General features: G+C 42.4%; 13 protein-coding genes. 7 read left to right on the forward strand and 6 right to left on the reverse strand.

What is annotated here, in order from left to right; genetic code table 11:
- Positions 1–183: 183 nt before the first annotated feature.
- Together ADH67_RS02525 and ADH67_RS02530 are read right to left on the reverse strand one after the other, a co-directional pair.
- Positions 184–654, reverse strand: coding sequence for an AAA family ATPase (locus ADH67_RS02525; RefSeq protein WP_066591319.1), 471 nt, complete (start codon positions 652–654; stop codon positions 184–186).
- 327 nt (positions 655–981) lie between these two features.
- Positions 982–1,473: an AAA family ATPase gene (locus tag ADH67_RS02530; RefSeq protein ID WP_066591321.1), complete on the reverse strand. Its 492-nt coding sequence runs from the start codon at positions 1,471–1,473 to the stop codon at positions 982–984.
- A gap of 594 nt (positions 1,474–2,067) precedes the next feature.
- On the opposite strand from ADH67_RS02530, the gene ADH67_RS02535 reads away from it, so the two are divergent.
- From ADH67_RS02535 to ADH67_RS02555, 5 genes are all read left to right on the forward strand, one after another.
- A complete protein-coding gene (locus ADH67_RS02535; RefSeq protein ID WP_066591323.1) occupies positions 2,068–3,726 on the forward strand; it encodes an FAD-dependent oxidoreductase in 1,659 nt (552 codons plus the stop codon).
- 855 nt (positions 3,727–4,581) lie between these two features.
- A complete protein-coding gene (locus ADH67_RS13740; RefSeq protein ID WP_353937606.1) occupies positions 4,582–4,782 on the forward strand; it encodes a DarT ssDNA thymidine ADP-ribosyltransferase family protein in 201 nt (66 codons plus the stop codon).
- Positions 4,775–5,803 (forward strand): type II toxin-antitoxin system antitoxin DNA ADP-ribosyl glycohydrolase DarG, encoded by a 1,029-nt coding sequence (gene darG, locus ADH67_RS02545; protein WP_066591325.1) that lies wholly within the window; start codon positions 4,775–4,777, stop codon positions 5,801–5,803. Before ADH67_RS13740 ends, darG begins: the two co-directional genes overlap by 8 nt.
- Before the next feature lie 257 nt (positions 5,804–6,060).
- Positions 6,061–6,471, forward strand: coding sequence for a hypothetical protein (locus ADH67_RS02550; RefSeq protein ID WP_066591327.1), 411 nt, complete (start codon positions 6,061–6,063; stop codon positions 6,469–6,471).
- A gap of 96 nt (positions 6,472–6,567) precedes the next feature.
- Complete coding sequence (locus ADH67_RS02555; RefSeq protein ID WP_143597714.1) at positions 6,568–7,230, forward strand: hypothetical protein; 663 nt, start codon at positions 6,568–6,570, stop codon at positions 7,228–7,230.
- An 18-nt stretch (positions 7,231–7,248) separates the two neighbouring features.
- Here the strand turns inward: ADH67_RS02555 and ADH67_RS02560 are convergent, their stop codons facing one another.
- Together ADH67_RS02560 and ADH67_RS02565 are read right to left on the reverse strand one after the other, a co-directional pair.
- Complete coding sequence (locus ADH67_RS02560; protein WP_066591331.1) at positions 7,249–8,790, reverse strand: site-specific integrase; 1,542 nt, start codon at positions 8,788–8,790, stop codon at positions 7,249–7,251.
- Positions 8,791–9,453: 663 nt separating this feature from the next.
- Positions 9,454–9,753, reverse strand: coding sequence for an addiction module antidote protein (locus tag ADH67_RS02565; RefSeq protein ID WP_066591333.1), 300 nt, complete (start codon positions 9,751–9,753; stop codon positions 9,454–9,456).
- A gap of 147 nt (positions 9,754–9,900) precedes the next feature.
- Between ADH67_RS02565 and ADH67_RS02570 the strand changes: the two genes are divergently transcribed.
- Together ADH67_RS02570 and ADH67_RS02575 are read left to right on the forward strand one after the other, a co-directional pair.
- The gene (locus ADH67_RS02570; RefSeq protein WP_066591335.1) at positions 9,901–10,449 is read left to right on the forward strand and encodes a transposase; all 549 of its coding nucleotides are present in this window, start codon (positions 9,901–9,903) and stop codon (positions 10,447–10,449) included.
- Positions 10,440–11,105: a transposase gene (locus ADH67_RS02575; protein ID WP_066591340.1), complete on the forward strand. Its 666-nt coding sequence runs from the start codon at positions 10,440–10,442 to the stop codon at positions 11,103–11,105. Before ADH67_RS02570 ends, ADH67_RS02575 begins: the two co-directional genes overlap by 10 nt.
- Positions 11,106–11,531: 426 nt before the next feature.
- Here ADH67_RS02575 and ADH67_RS02580 read toward each other — a convergent pair whose 3' ends face one another.
- Together ADH67_RS02580 and ADH67_RS02585 are read right to left on the reverse strand one after the other, a co-directional pair.
- Complete coding sequence (locus tag ADH67_RS02580) at positions 11,532–13,223, reverse strand: autotransporter outer membrane beta-barrel domain-containing protein (protein ID WP_066591342.1); 1,692 nt, start codon at positions 13,221–13,223, stop codon at positions 11,532–11,534.
- A 1,413-nt stretch (positions 13,224–14,636) separates the two neighbouring features.
- Positions 14,637–16,106, reverse strand: a complete 1,470-nt coding sequence (locus ADH67_RS02585) for an FAD-dependent oxidoreductase (RefSeq protein WP_066591343.1) — start codon at positions 16,104–16,106, stop codon at positions 14,637–14,639.
- Positions 16,107–16,156 lie beyond the last annotated feature (50 nt).

Genomic DNA, 16,156 nt, shown 5'->3' on the forward strand with positions numbered 1-16,156 from the left:
ATAGAGATTTTCTCCGAGAATCCGTTACAAGAATAAGATGAGTCGATTGTTATTGTCGTTTTACAAGGTTTGCACTTTTCTAAATTGAATATCGTTGGCGTAGCGGTCGCGGTTTAGAGGTTTAATCAGAACGGTAGTCCTCTGACACGTCCCTCTACTAATTAGTCATACAGATAGCTTTCCTTAAGTCGGATGCAAGATGCTGTTAAATTCGGCAAACCTCCAAACCTTCCTTGCAAATAACTTCTTTGAAGGTCTCTCTGCTCCTAGACCTTTGAAATCAGTGACAGGATAAAGAGTCGTGGAGCCGTCAGATGCTCTGTCACAAATCCAAAACTCATCGCGTCTGAGAAGATCTTCATTAACTAATTGGACATCGTGTGCCGTGAAAATTAATTGTTTTCGAGACAGTTCATCACATCCTTCTAAGAATTGAGCGATTAAGGACGATGTGAGTTTGGTGTGAAGACTTCTATCAATATCATCAATTACAAAGGTGATGGAATCGTCAGAAGGATTCGACTTGTCTAACATATTGATTAAATTGAAGAGTCTTTTGGTGCCTGCAGACTCATCAGTAAACGAGAAAAGCTCTTCTTCTCCGCGGCAATTTTTATGAAGGGCGAAATAATTTCTCTGCTTTGATTCCGGCACTTGATGTGTTGCTTATCCTCATAGCGCCTTCTTTAGGATCCATGATGACCATGGAAGAATCCTCGCTTATGCTTTGGGCAAGGCGCTCCACATTTTTAGAGAGGGGGCGGGAGAATGGGAGGGCTTTAATGGAACAAATTCCGGTGCCAAGCCCGTAAAGTCTTTCTTTAACTGAAGTTTCCTCTGTTTCTAATCTAGAAATGAAAGGAGAGTCCGACCTGATAATTTTCAGCGAATTTGAGAACCAATTGAAGACTGATACTACTTTGCCAATATTCGCGGCGCCCAGAAGATTTAGTGCTGGATAATTCTTAAGAAGAAAAGGAGTTAAGAACTTGATTGCATCTTCAGAGAGACGTCTTTCTTCAAAGAGTCTCCTGGTGTCAATCTTTCAGCTTTTCTCTCAAATAAGATCTTTTCTGTTCTTGTATTTTGAAAAGAAAGTTTTTCTTCCAAAATTTTCTGCCGGTTAAAAAGGATGGCATAGGAGTAGATACCGTTTTGCAGCATAAGGTTTACTGCAAATTTAGTAGGTTCTGATTTAGTGGCTGGATCCAGTCGGAAACTATCAGGCTCAGATGACATAAAGTTTCTGCTTGGATCAACAATTAAGTTCTGAAGAAAAGAGAGGGCTTTTACGAAGTTAGATTTTCCGGAAGCGTTCGGGCCAAAGATTCCCGTTATTGGTAAAAGATTGAGTCCAAATTTATTAAACTTTGCGACGGTGTCGGAATGGTTTCTTTCTTTACCGGCTTCCATGGTGAAGCAGACTTCATCTCTGAAAGACTTCCAATTTTTAATTGAAAAAGCGATAAGCATTCTTTTACCTCGGAACTTATCTCCTCATTTTGCCTTTAAATAAAGAGTTTCCGAAAGAGAAGAATTGAGTATTGATTTTTTCAATTATAAGGGGGTTGAATTTGGAGCTTTCAGCTACAAAGCCTCTTTCGCACAACTTCACCAACGAAAGGCCCTGGCTCTAGATTTTTCTTACTCTACTATCTCAGACAATTTCCCTTGTTTCGGTATTGGATTTGTCTTTGGTAGCACAGGGCGCCTACATCCTTCGGCTGAGATTTCGCTCTATTTTTCTCTTTTAGGACACAAATAAAAGCGACGTTCCTCAATTTTTTAATTAGAAAATTTGTCTGATCTATAAAGTTTTGAAGAAAATCTTCAAGGTGAAAGCCGTCCACGACAAGTCATGTAAGGCTGCCGTTCGAATTTTCGCTGTCAATAAAACTTTTGAAGTCTATTCATTAAAAGTCTCAGTTATCTTTTTCAGGTAGAGCCGAAATGAGGGCAGGGTGAAGATGCCGCCTAAACACAGCTTCTCTTCGACAAAAAAGTTCAAAAACATTGACTTTAACAAAACTTGATTTAATAATTAACGTACTAACCAAGGAGTTCAAAATGACTGTTCTATCTCGCCGTAATTTTATGGTTGGTTCTTCAATAGCACTTTGTTCTTTACCTACTATGGCAGCATCTGGAGAAGATAAATTTGATGCTTCGGCTGACGTTGTTGTGGTTGGATTAGGAGGTGCTGGTGCTGCTGCGGCAATCACAGCTGCTGATAACAATGCTTCGGTAATCATACTTGAGAAGCAGCCTTTATCTTCTTTGCGTTCGAATACCAGAATGTCGGGCGGATGGGTTCACTGTCCCGATAAAGATGGAAATAAAGAAGAACTAAGGAAATACTTCCGAGCTTTGTTTTCTGCAAAATATGATGATAAACCGTCAGTTGGTGAGGAGGACGATGTTTCTAACGGTATGGCGGAATATTGGGTTCAATATACGCCTGAGCTGGTAACTTGGCTTCAGTCTCTTGACCCAGAACTGAAAGGAAAGAAATTCAGCGGTCCGGCTCAGTATGTCAATTTCCCGGGCGCTAAAACTAGCTCCTATGCCTCTTTCCATCTAATGTATCCGGAAAGGATAGGAAAAACTCCATCGTATAACAAACCTAAGAACGAAGCGACAGAAGGAGAAGCTCTTTGGCGTGCTTTGGAAAAAGGCATTGCTGATCGACAAGCAAAGATAAAAATCATGGACAGCACACCGGCAGCCGAGCTCATTACTGCTCCGGATGGAAGAGTGATTGGAGTAATCGCCGAAAAAGATGGGAAACCTATTCGAGTTCAAGCGAAAAAAGGAGTGATCCTTGCTTCAGGTGGATATGAGTATAGTGCCGAAATGAGAAAAGCTTTCTTACCGGGACCATCTGTGGAAGGATTTGCTTTCTACGGTACACCTTACAACGAAGGCGATGGTATACGCATGGGATTGAAAGCCGGCGCAGCGCTATCGAAGGTTTCTTCATGTGCGGCACGCATGATTTGGGCTCCTCCCGTTTATCACAAGGGCATGAGAATCGGTGTCACAACAGCCGGAGTGGGGTCGCCGGGTTCATTTGTTGTTAATGCTCTCGGGGATAGATTTATCGCTGAAAACAAGATCATGGGCGGTATTACCAATAACAGTGTCTACGAAAAAGCCTCTCAGCAGAATCTGGATACCATGACCTATGACAATATGCCGGCTTGGCAGATATTTGAAGAAAATATCTTCAAATCACGTCCGCTGGCAAATTTGACCCGTTCAACTGTCGGATACGGATTTGTTGATTACGGAGCTCCCGATAACAGCGATGCCTTGAAAAAAGGATGGATCTTGCAGGCTGATTCTATAGAGGACCTAGCCAAAAAGATCGCCGATACTCCGGAAAATAAAGGCAGAATGAATCCGGAGAAACTAGGCAATGCCTTAAAGCGTTTCAACGAAATTAGCGCAGCGGGAAAGGACGAAGATTTTGGAAGAAATCCAAAGTCACTTAAACCGCTTGAAGGGCAAAAATTTTATGCCATCCCATTATTTGCCGGCGGTTCTAATACCAAGGGAGGTCTCAAGACAAATGCTGAGCACCAAGTCATGGGTTGGGATAATAAGCCGATTAAAGGTTTATACGCTGCCGGTGAAATTGCTTGCGGCCTCAATAGAGGCGGAGCAATGCTGACCGATGCTTTGGTTTTTGGTCAAGTTGTTGGAAAAGAAGTCGCTCAGCAATAACAAGTTCTGTTTAGTTTTGCAACTTGCCAGCAGCATTCCAAGAAGCTACTTAAACAGGATCACCTAGTCCCTTACGAGGAAAGGTCTGCAAGGTCAGCTTGGACCTTTCTTCTTAAAACATCATAAGAAGGAGTGGTAGATTCGGAAGAACTCTGCTAGACAACTCAACCTCGTTAAATTAGTTTATTTAATAGTTTTTTAAGTTGGAAAGAAATTCGTATCTCCTTTAGCACCTGAAAAAAGACCCGAACTAATGAAAGAGGTTAAGTTTTGGCTATTTCCACAAATACTGTGAACAGAATTCTCAAGTTTCGGGATTGCCAAAGCTCCAAAGAATATTCTTTTCTAATTCTTCTATGAACAGCTTTTTGACAGCTCCCTATGCTTTCTTTATTGCGGCTCCGTTTCAGTCGCTTTCATTTCAGACTTTGGCAATTACCTCTTGGAGATTTATACTATACCCCTCTAACTCTTTTGTCTCAGACACATAAGCGTCCGCTTTTGATGTAGCATCAAATCAGGAACCCTTGAATTCGTGCCTCCAGGCACGAGGCATAGACTTCTAAAATTTTGAAGATAATTTTGGTGAAGTTTTCTTTCTAAATATTCCGCGGGTTGAAGGTAAAAATGTTCACCGGAGCTCTTAAAAGCGAAAGTGAAATCAAAAAGTCTCCACTGACCAGATTATTTGCTTTTCCGATGACTGGAACGTTGCACAAGACCGTCGACAGTGTATCTATGTGTCCTATGATGCAACCATAAAACTGCAATGCCGGCGACATTGACATCTTTGAATACGGGAAGGCAAAAAATGATAAAGGGATGTCTATTTTTAATTTTGCTGATTGAGAGATTATTAAGTCAAACTTCTGGGCTGGTCCGAGACGAGAATATAAGCAAGCAGAATTTCTTATTGAAGACCATACTGATATTGAGTTGTTTACCCAAATCGGAGTAAAAAATCAAAAAATATATAACGAAGTAAAGCACATTCTGGAAAAAAGGCAATCCTCTTTATCAGTAACAATTAGAAAAGATTGGTATTACAATGATTAAGACTGTAAAGGGCAACTTGCTTGAACAAGATGTTCAGGCATTAGTGAATACGGTAAATTGCGTAGGTGTTATGGGTAGAGGAATTGCTCTGCAGTTCAAGAACGCCTTCCCCGAAAATTACAGTTTCTATCATGAGGCTTGTAAAAATAAAACGGTTAGTCCTGGAAAAGTATTAGTTTTTGAACGGCAAGATCTTTTGTCTAATCCCCAGTATATTATCAATTTCCCAACAAAACTCCACTGGAGAGAGAAGAGCAAACTTTCGTACATAACCGAAGGTCTAGATGATTTGGCCCATGCGATAGAAAAGCTCAAAATCACCTCCATCGCAGTTCCTCCTTTGGGCTGTGGATTAGGAGGACTGGAATGGGATATCGTAAAAAAAGAAATTATTAATAGGTTAGGTAATCTGGATTCCCAAATACTTATTTTTGAGCCAGCCTCGAAGTCAGAAGTTTTTGAAACCATTTCCCGGAAGGGGCTTAAAATTACGCCGGCTATTAATCTAGTTCTGTGGTTAATGGAAACTTATCAGAGAGGTTTATTGGATCCAATGATAAGTTTGTTAGAGCTCCAAAAAATGGTTTATTTCGCCACACGACTTGGAATAGAACCTAAATTTACTTTTGAGGCATGTACCTCCGGGCCTTATTGTAAGGATTTAAGATTTGTTCTAAATAGAATTGAAGGGAATTACGTTAAAAGATATGCCGACGCCGGAGATTCTCCAGATAAGTGTCTAACTCTTATAAAGACTGACGACTCTGAGGAGGGCCAAGAATTAAGAAACTCTTTCCAAGGCCAGATGAGCCAATTAAAACAATTGATTGATGGGTTCGAGTCTCCTAAAGGCATGGAGATTCTATCAACAGTGGATTTGCTAATGAATCAAAATAAGGAGTTTTCAGAGAAGCAATTAGTCGCTAGAGTGCACAATTGGAATGTGCACAAGGCTCAATTTACCGAAAAACAGATACTTCTCGCAAGAGAAAGATTAACTTCATGTTTTAATTATCAATAGCTCACAGTGGGTCGTGGATACGCCTTGACAAGGTTTTGCGAACGAAGTGGGTACGGCCTTCACAATGTGCGTTTACACGGAGGAAGGACGTAAGGAGTGCAGCAGCGCCAAAAAAGACTGTTCAAATAGGACGGTTAGCAACCGTAATTCAACTTACATTAACCAGATAATCATTTGACAGTCCTCCGCTCAAAGAATAACGATTGACTCAAGTGGAACGTATGCGAGTTAAAATTTTCTTACCATGAGATTTATTTATGATTCCGGTTCCTAGCACAAATAATTTTGACAAGCGTTTCAGTTGGTATCGATGGTCCGCGCCAATCTATGAGAATTCCGAAGAAGTTCTGGAAGCTATAAAAAAATCCGCAGTCATTGGCAAAAGGCTCAAATCCGTAAGAATTATCGGAGAAGCCACTCCGAGCTTCTTCATCGAAAAATCGCAACAAGTACCCGGTGAAGGAATGAAGGTAAATTCTTTCGTAGCTCAGGAACCATTTATTTTTGAATTTGAGGACGGGACTTCGTTGGAATTTTTGCCTCATTTGGAAAAGTACGCTCGCTTAGCATGTTCCACCATTCCAGACGATATTAAAGACGGCCTCTCTCCATGTTCACCTCTTTCTCAGGAATACTTTGTAGAGATCTTTGGAGAGCGTTGGCGGTGATACGCACTTAAAAACGTGGAGGTCGTCAATATTGACCATAGTAAAATAACGTTTCCTCTTAGGGCGCAACCAGAAGAAAACCAAGAATGCGAAATTTTGTATCGCTTTAAATTCGAAAATGATTGCTGTTTTGAGTTTAGGTGCGGAACAAGAAGGAGAAAGTACGAGGTCTTTTTTAAGCGGAACTGGGAAGGCTCAATCCTTTATTCGCAACTCAAAACAAAACCGGTAAATCACATAAGCTGGGAGATTGATTCCTTTGGTGGTGCCGTCAATCTTTATCCATATGTTCATGAAGACATCAATGAGTCGGATTTCTCGCCTACCTCCTCCTTAGAGACCTTTATTCTGGATAATTGGTGGGGAGGAGAGGTGTGTGTTGACGGAGAAGCTCTCCCGATGTGCTTGTGTGAACTTTTTGACAAACACCTAGATAAAGTGCTTAATCAGGAATCATGGACTGACGCCGAGCCGGTATTTGAGTTTTATGGGCAAAATTTATTTCCATATGAAAATATGCGCCGAGTGGTTTCAGACGTACGTGATTGCATCGAAAAGCTCAATTCCAACACATTAACTGCAGAGGAGAAGAAAGAAGTATTGCAGTGGGCCGTCCGAGCTTTTTACCATAAAGTAGAAGTGACAGAGAACGAATCTCAAAGATTATTAAAAGATTTCTTGGAAGTTTTCTGCGAATCCGTTGAAGGCATGATGAATCTTTGTCCTCATGCCGATGGCATCTGTGTAATGGGACCTTGAGGAAATGGTGTAATCCCGTTACTCTTTAGCCGAGGCGTTATATGTGCCGTCCTCTATTTTCTGTTTTAATGAAAAATGCTTGTAGAAAAGCTTCGTGACATATGGTGTCAGAAGTTGCTTCTCAATGAATTCTTCTTTGAGGCAGCCTTCATACTTAACCAGAATGTCTCGGTAAAGCTCAGGACTCAGTTCAAAAGCCTTTACACATCTTTCAATCAGGTAATCCGATGATGGCGTCGCTTTCTTTTGAATTTCGTAATAATTGAGAAATCCCAACAGAGCGGGATTATGAATTTGGCCGTCTTTATTCAGGAACCAAATCAGCATAAATACAGCACCTTTGGAATCAATCTGAAAATACTCCCTCAGCCAGCAAAGTAAAAGAGTAGGGGCCGAGCTCAATGTTGCCAAGGGATGCGCCAGTCTTTTGACGAGTCCTTGTGCGGCTTCTTTTCCTACCGGTTCAAATCCTCCGGCATAGACGCCGGTGACGTCTTTTCTGTAGTGGCCTAATGCTAAAGAAACGCTTTCGTGCATTTCTTCAGCCGACAGTTTTTTGAAGCTGACGTCAGCCTCAGCAACGGCTCTAAGAAAAGTTTGAGCAAAAGAATGCCGAAAACTGTAAACAGAGCCGTTAAAGTCTGCATTACAGATGCCGCAGCTTCTTGCGTTGGTAATAAGCTTGCGTGTTGCCGTCTCAAGATTATCTTCATTGGACTTTAGAGTGCGGAGTTCATTGATGGAAGCAAATTGCTGAATAATCTGTGCACACATAACTTGTGTTTCTTCATGAAGCAGAATGGTTCTCGGCCGTCCTCCCTTAGAACCGGACTTTGCTTTTATTTCCACTTTCCCGAGTGCGTCAAGATCTCGATGAAGGTATTGTTTAAGATGAATACAATGATGAGGATCAAGTCCGCAGACCTCCTTATCTCGTAATCCAAAAGCGGCCATCGCCAGCAGTTGAATACCAAACATTAAGTCACGGGTGAAGGCTCTTTTCAGGACATCAAAAATTTGCTCCGAATTCATAACGGTATTTCGGCTCATCGGAGGTTTGCCTCTGACGACATCCGGAGCGAGTAAGGTTAAATAAGCGCCGGAAGATCTAACCATTCCTTTTTTGCCGATCCATAACTCAAAAAATTTCAGCATGGAAACGGAGTTTTCAACGTAGCGCACGATGGAACCGTGAGGTTCTTCTGATTCTTTTCTGGCCTGGATTTTTTCGTTAAGAAACCAGTGGATGTGTTTAGGTTTGAGATTCCTTGGATCAGCACCGAACTGCTCATTAATCGCCTGAAAGAACTCGCGATAAAAAGACTTTCTTTTCTTGCTCGTTAAAACGGAACAATTCTTAGATTTAACTGCATGAAAAGAGTTGTAATAGGAGCAAAGTTCTTCGATGATGGTTTCCCAACGGTCCTTGCCTCTGGTAATACCCGGAAGACAGGATTGGTTTGGCGGAAAAAATCCTTTCCACTTTCTCCTGTGGTACTGATGAGTTTGAGTTCTTCGGTTGTTTTGTCTCTGCTGTTCTAAAAAATTCGGGTTCGTCATAAAAGATGGTGAGAGGCTCCGCCTCCCACGAAGCATTAGTTTGCACCGTCTGTGCGGCAATAATTTAAGTGAGTTTTCTCCGCTGTCAGCTCAACTAAGTTATCTGAACAGCTTTATCCGTGTATTTCTACTATCGGGGAAGAAGTAAGTACCGAATAAAGTCCCGGTACCGCTCGGCCCTATACTCAGTTCATTGTCCGATGAGTGTATAGCGAAGCATGAATCGATCTCGTCAAGGCAGGCTTTGACAATCCGTCTGATCGAAGAAGAAGCGGCTTTCCCGCTTACAGACTAATAAGGGGTGGAATATAAACGAAAAATTTCAGTCAGCTTCGGAAAAATAGTTAAAGGAATTTGCTGCCTGCTAGTTTTTTGTTTCTCAATTGCTAGCGCTGTTTATTAGAGCCAGGGCATGCTGAAACGTGGGCTGCGATGAAAATATTGCGCAGACGAAGCGGGGATATACCACTGTATGCTCTGGCCGAGAAAGGATTTTAGATGCTGAGGATGCAGTAGCAACGAGGCTTCGAAGTGCCTAAAGCACCACCGTTTTCGTTCAAGACTCAACTTTATGAAAGCGAAGTGGGGAAGAACGACTTGTGATTTTTGCAAGGATCAAGTTTTTCAACTCTGCAAAAACGGTAAAACGGATGCTTATCTCTCTCAGCTGGCAGAAGACGGCTGAGCGCAGACCGTGAGGTCAATTCCTAAAGTATTGAGGACAGCGATAACTGTTTGAAGTGTGGGATTGCCTTTGTCACTTAAAGAGCGGTACAGGCTTTCTCGACTTAAAGAGGTCTGGCGAGCAATGTCGCTCATGCCTTTGGCTTTAGCCGCGATTCCGATTGCATCGGCAATATGCTGTGGATCGCGACTTGAAAAAGCTTCAGAGAGAAAAGCAAGAATTGCTTCGTCACTTTTTAAGTATTCAGCAGGATCAAAAGGAGCGAATGTAATGGTCATGGTAATTCCTTTATTAATTCTTTTGGTCCTTCATCAATTTGCGTGTTGGATTCTCAAGGAAAGAAGAACTTTCACAGAGTCTAACAAACAAAAATAGCACTTTCGTTTAATCTAAAAGCTACGAAACCAAAGAAAAAACTCAGTGCTATGGGCTCCATTTTATCGCTAAACCACCCTGCCGTTGAACAATATTTTCAACAACTGTATCCGAATTATTCAGTAAAACGCATTGAATGTACTCAAGGGCAAGGCAATACTTATTTGGAGCCTGTAACGGAGGCGATTTGTCCGGATTTTGGAAGAGAATGCTCCAAAGTCCATCAACGGATACCTCGGTCAATAAGGGAAGTGCCACTGCCGGGGCAACTCTACAGCACGGTTCATGTTGATATCCGCGGAGTTAAATGCACTCATTGCGGAGGCCGAAAGCAAGAGCGGTTGGATTGGGTTGCAAACATGACTTGCCTGACCAAACGCTTTGCCATCTATCTGCAGGCTCAGTTAAGAGTCTCAGGGACAACCAATTCCTCCTTGGCCTTGAAACACAATCTTCCTTGGACAACAATAAAAAATCTAGATAAGCAACAACTTGAATATTACTTTGACGGTATAGACCTTCAGAAGTTCGCTATCTTGCCATTGATGAATTCTTTATTAAGAAAGGTCATGCCTATGCCACTGCTTTTATGTATTTAGAAACCGGAAGAATTATTCACGTCTGCGAAGGACGCACAGTAGAGAAAGTCTGTCATTTCTTTGAGCATCTAATCAATAAAGGACTCGAGGGCCAGATTCAAATGGTCTGTGTGGATATGCATGCCGGTTACCATTCATTAGTCAAAGAATATCTGCCGCAGGCGGTAGTTATCTATGACCTCTTCCATGTTATGCAGCACTTTGGACAAGATGTCCTCAAAGCTGCTGTTAGTTCATGCGCCCGCAGCTTTAGCCAAAATCACCAACAGAAGTTGGTCCGTGGCTACAGAAGACAATTGAGAAAGTCATCCTGGTTTATTCTGGCTAGTGATTCTTCCCTTTTAAAACACGCCGACAGTAAAACATACTATGAAGAAATAATCAGAGATAACGAACTGCTGTTTATGCTGCAGCCAATTGCAGATTTATTGAGAGGGATTTGGCAAGCAGAAAATGAGATCGAAGCGTCCAATAGGCTTGATGGCGTAGCTGGACTGCTCGATGAGGCCCAAAAGAAATTTAAATTTCCAGCTGCCGATAAGTTTAAAAGGATGTTAACTAAAAGAGCTAAAGAGATTGTCATGGCCTGTTTATTCAAAGGATTTGGAACCAAACGTTTGGAGAGGGCCACTGCGACAATTAAGAAAAGAATATAAAAAGATCTGGCTGTGGCTTCCGAGACATGAAGTATTTGTTCTTAAAGGTTAAAGGCGCCCTGTCTGGAGACGACATCGACTCGTGGAACTATTTAACAGATGAGATGGGGATTTTGACAGGAAAAGTTCAGACCTGCACCATAACCGGGAGGTTTGCTTCCTCGGGATAATCCCCAGTCTTTAACACGCAATTTAAAGAAGAGCCGAATTATCTATCAGAAACTGCGGTAGGGAAGATTTATGCCTTCCAGCCGTAATGAAGTTCTCTTTTCTTGTTCTTCTAAATTGTATTAGTCGAAACAATTAAGAAACCCCCTGAGCGAGTTCTTTTTTCAAGAACTCTATGCTCAAGGGGAATGTTTCTAAAGACAATGAGAGACGTTGGGAAACTCTCCCATTGCAGCATAACAAATGCTTGTACTTAAATTAGAAGTTGTAACGAAGTCCGGCAGAAACATTCCAAGGCGCACGAACCGGAGAGCCTGCGCTAGTAGATACTTCAGCATAAGCAGACAGGTTCTTGGTAGGATTGTATGTTGCTCCAACTCCAAATTCTCCCCATGTTCCGTCTAGCTTCTTTTCAAAGGTGTTGGTGTTGGAGTCTTTACTCATCGTTCCTTTGATTTTGGCAGACCAGTCATGCAGTACAGATGCCTTTAAGTAAGCATCTCCCTTCTTTTCCGGGAAGGAATAGCCAACAGCAACGCCAAGACGTCCGACAGTGGAGTTTGCAGATTTTTGTTTGATGCTTACGCCGTTATCGGTCCTAAACGAGCCAGATTCAAGATGACCGAAGGAGAACTCCGTTTGTGGTTCAACGAAGTAGCCGCGATTACTTGAAAGCCTCCAACCGGCCTCAATGGAGAAAGAAGTCGCCCAATTGTTATAAGAACCTTTGATTCTCTCGCCGCCTGTGTAGTGCAGATTGAAGTCGTTATTAAAACGCATGCGTTTAATAACAACGTCTACGAATTGACCTTTAGATCCAAGCCAGCCGCCGTACAGACCGAAGTTCCAATAATCATTTTTGGAACTGCCGTTGTTAAGGTTCCCTTTTCCATCCGTATATCCGAACAATGCGCCGACATACCAATCGTTAATGCGGTGGTCAAAACCCATCTGGAAACCGTTGTGCTTATATTTTATACCGTCGTATCGTTGCTGACCGCCTATATAACGAGCCCATAATCCATTCAAGCCTTCATAAGAGCGGAGGTCACCCAAACGTTTAGAAACGTCATTCATAGTCGAACGCATAGAAAGGAAGGTAATTCCTGAAATATCTTTCAACGATTCCTTAACTGTATTTGATTCAAAGTGAATTGGGGATACGAATGAAACATCACCTGTTTGCCCGTCCTGGTTCATCTCAAGGACCATAGCATCATTTACCGAGCCTTCGGCAATGGTGAACTCGGCTGTGCCTCCAAGTATCTGAACACTGTCCTTGGCTAACTCTGTAAACTGCGTTGGGGAGATATTATCCGAATTAATTCCTGCTCCAGTGTATGAAACGTTCAAAAACGCACCTTTTGCACCATCCGGATTGGCAACATAGTTTTCTGTATGATTTTCTGTCGGGATTGTGACAGCGGTACTAGCATCATTTGCTAGAGCCATGGGTTCAGAGCTAACAGCACGGAGAGAATTTTCTCCTTCTGGGGTGACCAATAGGGCCGGATCTTTTCTTGTTCCTACGATGAACCTTGCAGAGGTCAGCTTGCCTTCCTGAAGTTCAGCTGCAAGTTGAAGCTTTCCTTTTCCGGAAAGTTTATTGACCAAAAGCATATCATTAGGATTGGAGATAACAATGTTTCCGTTGTCCAAAGCGAGGGATGAGACGGCAATCGGAAATGCTCCCTCCAGCACTCCGGAACGTTCCTGGTCTTGCCATGGATCGGCCGGATTGTAGGTAAACGTAGCCCCGTTTGAAAGATTAATTTGGGCTCCAGTGACTTTCAGAGAACTTTCCTCGACATCTTTTAACTCATCTTTTGTCACGCCAAAATAAGACATAACGAAGTCTCCCTCCCACTTAGACTCAGGGTTGCTTAGGTAGACAGTAATGTTGCCGTTAGGATTTGAGCCATTTGCTTTACCGTTGAACATGAAACTCATGTTGCCTTTTAGTTTAACCGTCCTATTTTTTGACGGATTCACTAAAATAGTCGAGTTCCCGGCAGTTGTGAAAACTTCATTGGCGGTAATTGTTGTATCGCCATTAAATGTTATTTTCCCTCTATTCGATGCTATTGCTCCGTAGCTACCGTTTTCATTATTGCCTTCGCGATCAATACCGGAAATAAAAGAAAAGTTCCCATTAACATTGATTTCAGCGATTTCGGTGCCATTTCGATCTGCTTCTGCCCACAGTCCTACAGGAGTATTGCCAGAACTGTTCTGATCATAAAGAGACAGAGTAATATTTCCAGCATTCAGATTGAGTTTGGAGCCGTCTCCAAGGGAGGAAAAAGCAACAAGCTCTTGAGTATTGTGAGAAGAAACATTGATGTTAATCGTAGAAGATTTGTCGCCGATTTCTAGCGAACCTCCAGGGCCGGCTCCAAAAAGAAAATCTCCAAAATCTTGAAATTCTGTCGTTTCTGGGAGGTTGATAGATAAATTACCATTAATTGTGGCTTTGCCTAACGAGTAAACACCACCGATTCTGAGAGGGAAATTATGTTCATAATCAATGGGTGTATTGAACTCGATGAATTTTGTTACCTCAAAACCATTAAATGTTTTTGTTTCATCGGCAACAACGATGACTGGTTCAGCAGCTTGTGCTGTTATTGGGGGGGGGTAAAAAAGTTAAAGCAGCCAACATCACTTGGGATAAAGTGAGTCGGGTGAAGTTTTTATAGGACATTTGAAGACACTCCGATTTAACTAGTTAAATGTAATTCGGGTTAACTATGAACCATAAACAGAGTTAACCCGCAGGAAGTTTAACTTTTAATCATTTACTCTTCTATCAAAACTAACCCTTAGAAAAATCCTTGTTTTTGGTATTAAAAATAGAAGTTTTCCCTCAGAAAAAAGCTTAAGACCGCTTTACTAATGAATTCTAAGCTTTGGTTCATAAACTTATCTTTAGTGGTAAAACCATCATAAAAATAGCTTTACGAAAATTTTCCTTTATGACAGGTTGATTCTCTTGGATTTGTATAATCCTATTGGTACAGAATTCTGAAATAGAAAAAGTTACAGACTTAAAGAGGAGCCTGTTGCACAAGAGAGGGCATTATAAAGGTGTGAGTAGATCTTGTAAAAAAAGCAAATTTGGTAATTTTTGTAGATGAGACCTCATCATTCAAATTCAATACGCTTGCCTTTAATCGCTTTGTGTTTTTTGCAAACGAATTACGGCTTTTCAAAAATGCCAGTATCGGCCTAATGAAGTTTTTTTAGTTAGCATTTGAAGTTGCTTTATTGCTCGTTGCTACATATCCTATTCCAAGCTCAAGTCCGAAGGAAGAAACAGCAAGAGGTCCCAAAGGACCTCTTGAGTAAGGCTATATTAGGAGACTACAGTTTAGAAACCTGAATACCGCAAAGTCTGCCGAAGGTGAAGATATCGCAGATAGCATTTCCGCCGAGTCGGTTGGTTCCATGAATGCCGCCGGTCACTTCACCGACTGCATATAAGCCGTCAATCGGTTTGCCGTATCTGTCAATTACTTGGCTGTGCGGATTGATGACAACGCCGCCCATGGTATGGTGAACGCTCATGCCTGAATAACCGGCCCAGAACGGAGCTTTTTCAATCTTAGTCAGGTTGCGCGGAGCTTTGCCTAACTTGTCTTTCTGAGCATCGACACCGGCATTAAATTCATCAATTGTTGCTCTCAAAGCCTTAGGATCTACGCCCATTTTCTGAGCCAACTCTTCAATAGTATTGGCTGTCCAAGCATCGCCCGTTTCCAGACCTTTCTTGGCCATGTCTTGGTGTCCTGGGTTCAAATCGCCGAAGCCTCTGGAGTCAACGATGGCATAGCCGGTTTGTTTCGGAAGGCCGAGAACGGCGTCACGAATATTGTCGCGTCTTTCGTCTTCACGAATAAATCTCTTGCCGTCCGGACCAACCATAATGAAGTTCTTTGCATACAAGTGAAGAATGATTCTCTGTTTTCTTCCCGGAGGGCAGCCTGGATTGCACTGGATGAAATCCATACCAACGGTGTCGGCACCGATATCTTGCATCAACGGAATCAAATCGCCGGTAGAGCATGGCAGGTTGGTTGTTGTGAGATTCAGCATGCGAGGATCATATTTGGCACGCATCTGAGGATTTGCACCGTAACCTCCGGTGGCAACGACAACAGCCTTGTTAGCTTTGACTGTCTTGTGGTTTCCGTCTTTGTCAACATATTCTGCGCCGATAACTTTGCCTGACAGTTGGTTTTCACGGAATAAGCGGACAACTCGGGAATTTGTAAGGATCTGAACACCTGCTTTGTCGCACTGAGGTTTGAGAACTTTGATGTAGTCACTGCCTAAAGAACCGAAAGGTGCGTGGCAGCGTGGATAAAGACCGCCGTAAATTTGGTAGACGTCATCTTTGAACTTCATACCCATGTCCTGAAGCCACTTAACGGCGTCATAGGAGTTTGCGGTCATGGTCTTAACGAGTTCCGGATTGGCGCGTCCGTCGCCGCCGGCTAAAGTTTGTTCGGCATGCAGTTCTGGGCTGTCCTGAATATTCTGTTTCTTCTGACGAATAGGGTCTACGGAGTTGAAACCGCCGCCGGAAATAGAAGTATTGCCTCCTACGAACGGCATTTTTTCAAGAATAAGAATGTTCTTGACGCCGTTTTGAGATGCGGATACAGCTGTGGCTAAGCCTGCACCGCCTGCACCGATAACTAAAAGGTCGGCGGTCTGATCCCATTTCTGAGGGGCTGCATCAGCTGCATGAACAGCAGAGGGCAAAGCAATTGAAGTAAGAAGACCGGCTGCGGTGCTTCCTAAAAAACTTCTGCGTGATAATTTTGACATTTGTTTTCTCCTTGGAAGGTTTGATACCTTAAGGAGAATGCTACAGAATA

It is taken from the genome of Turicimonas muris (genome assembly GCF_002221595.1).
In the GTDB taxonomy this organism is placed as follows: domain Bacteria; phylum Pseudomonadota; class Gammaproteobacteria; order Burkholderiales; family Burkholderiaceae_F; genus Turicimonas; species Turicimonas muris.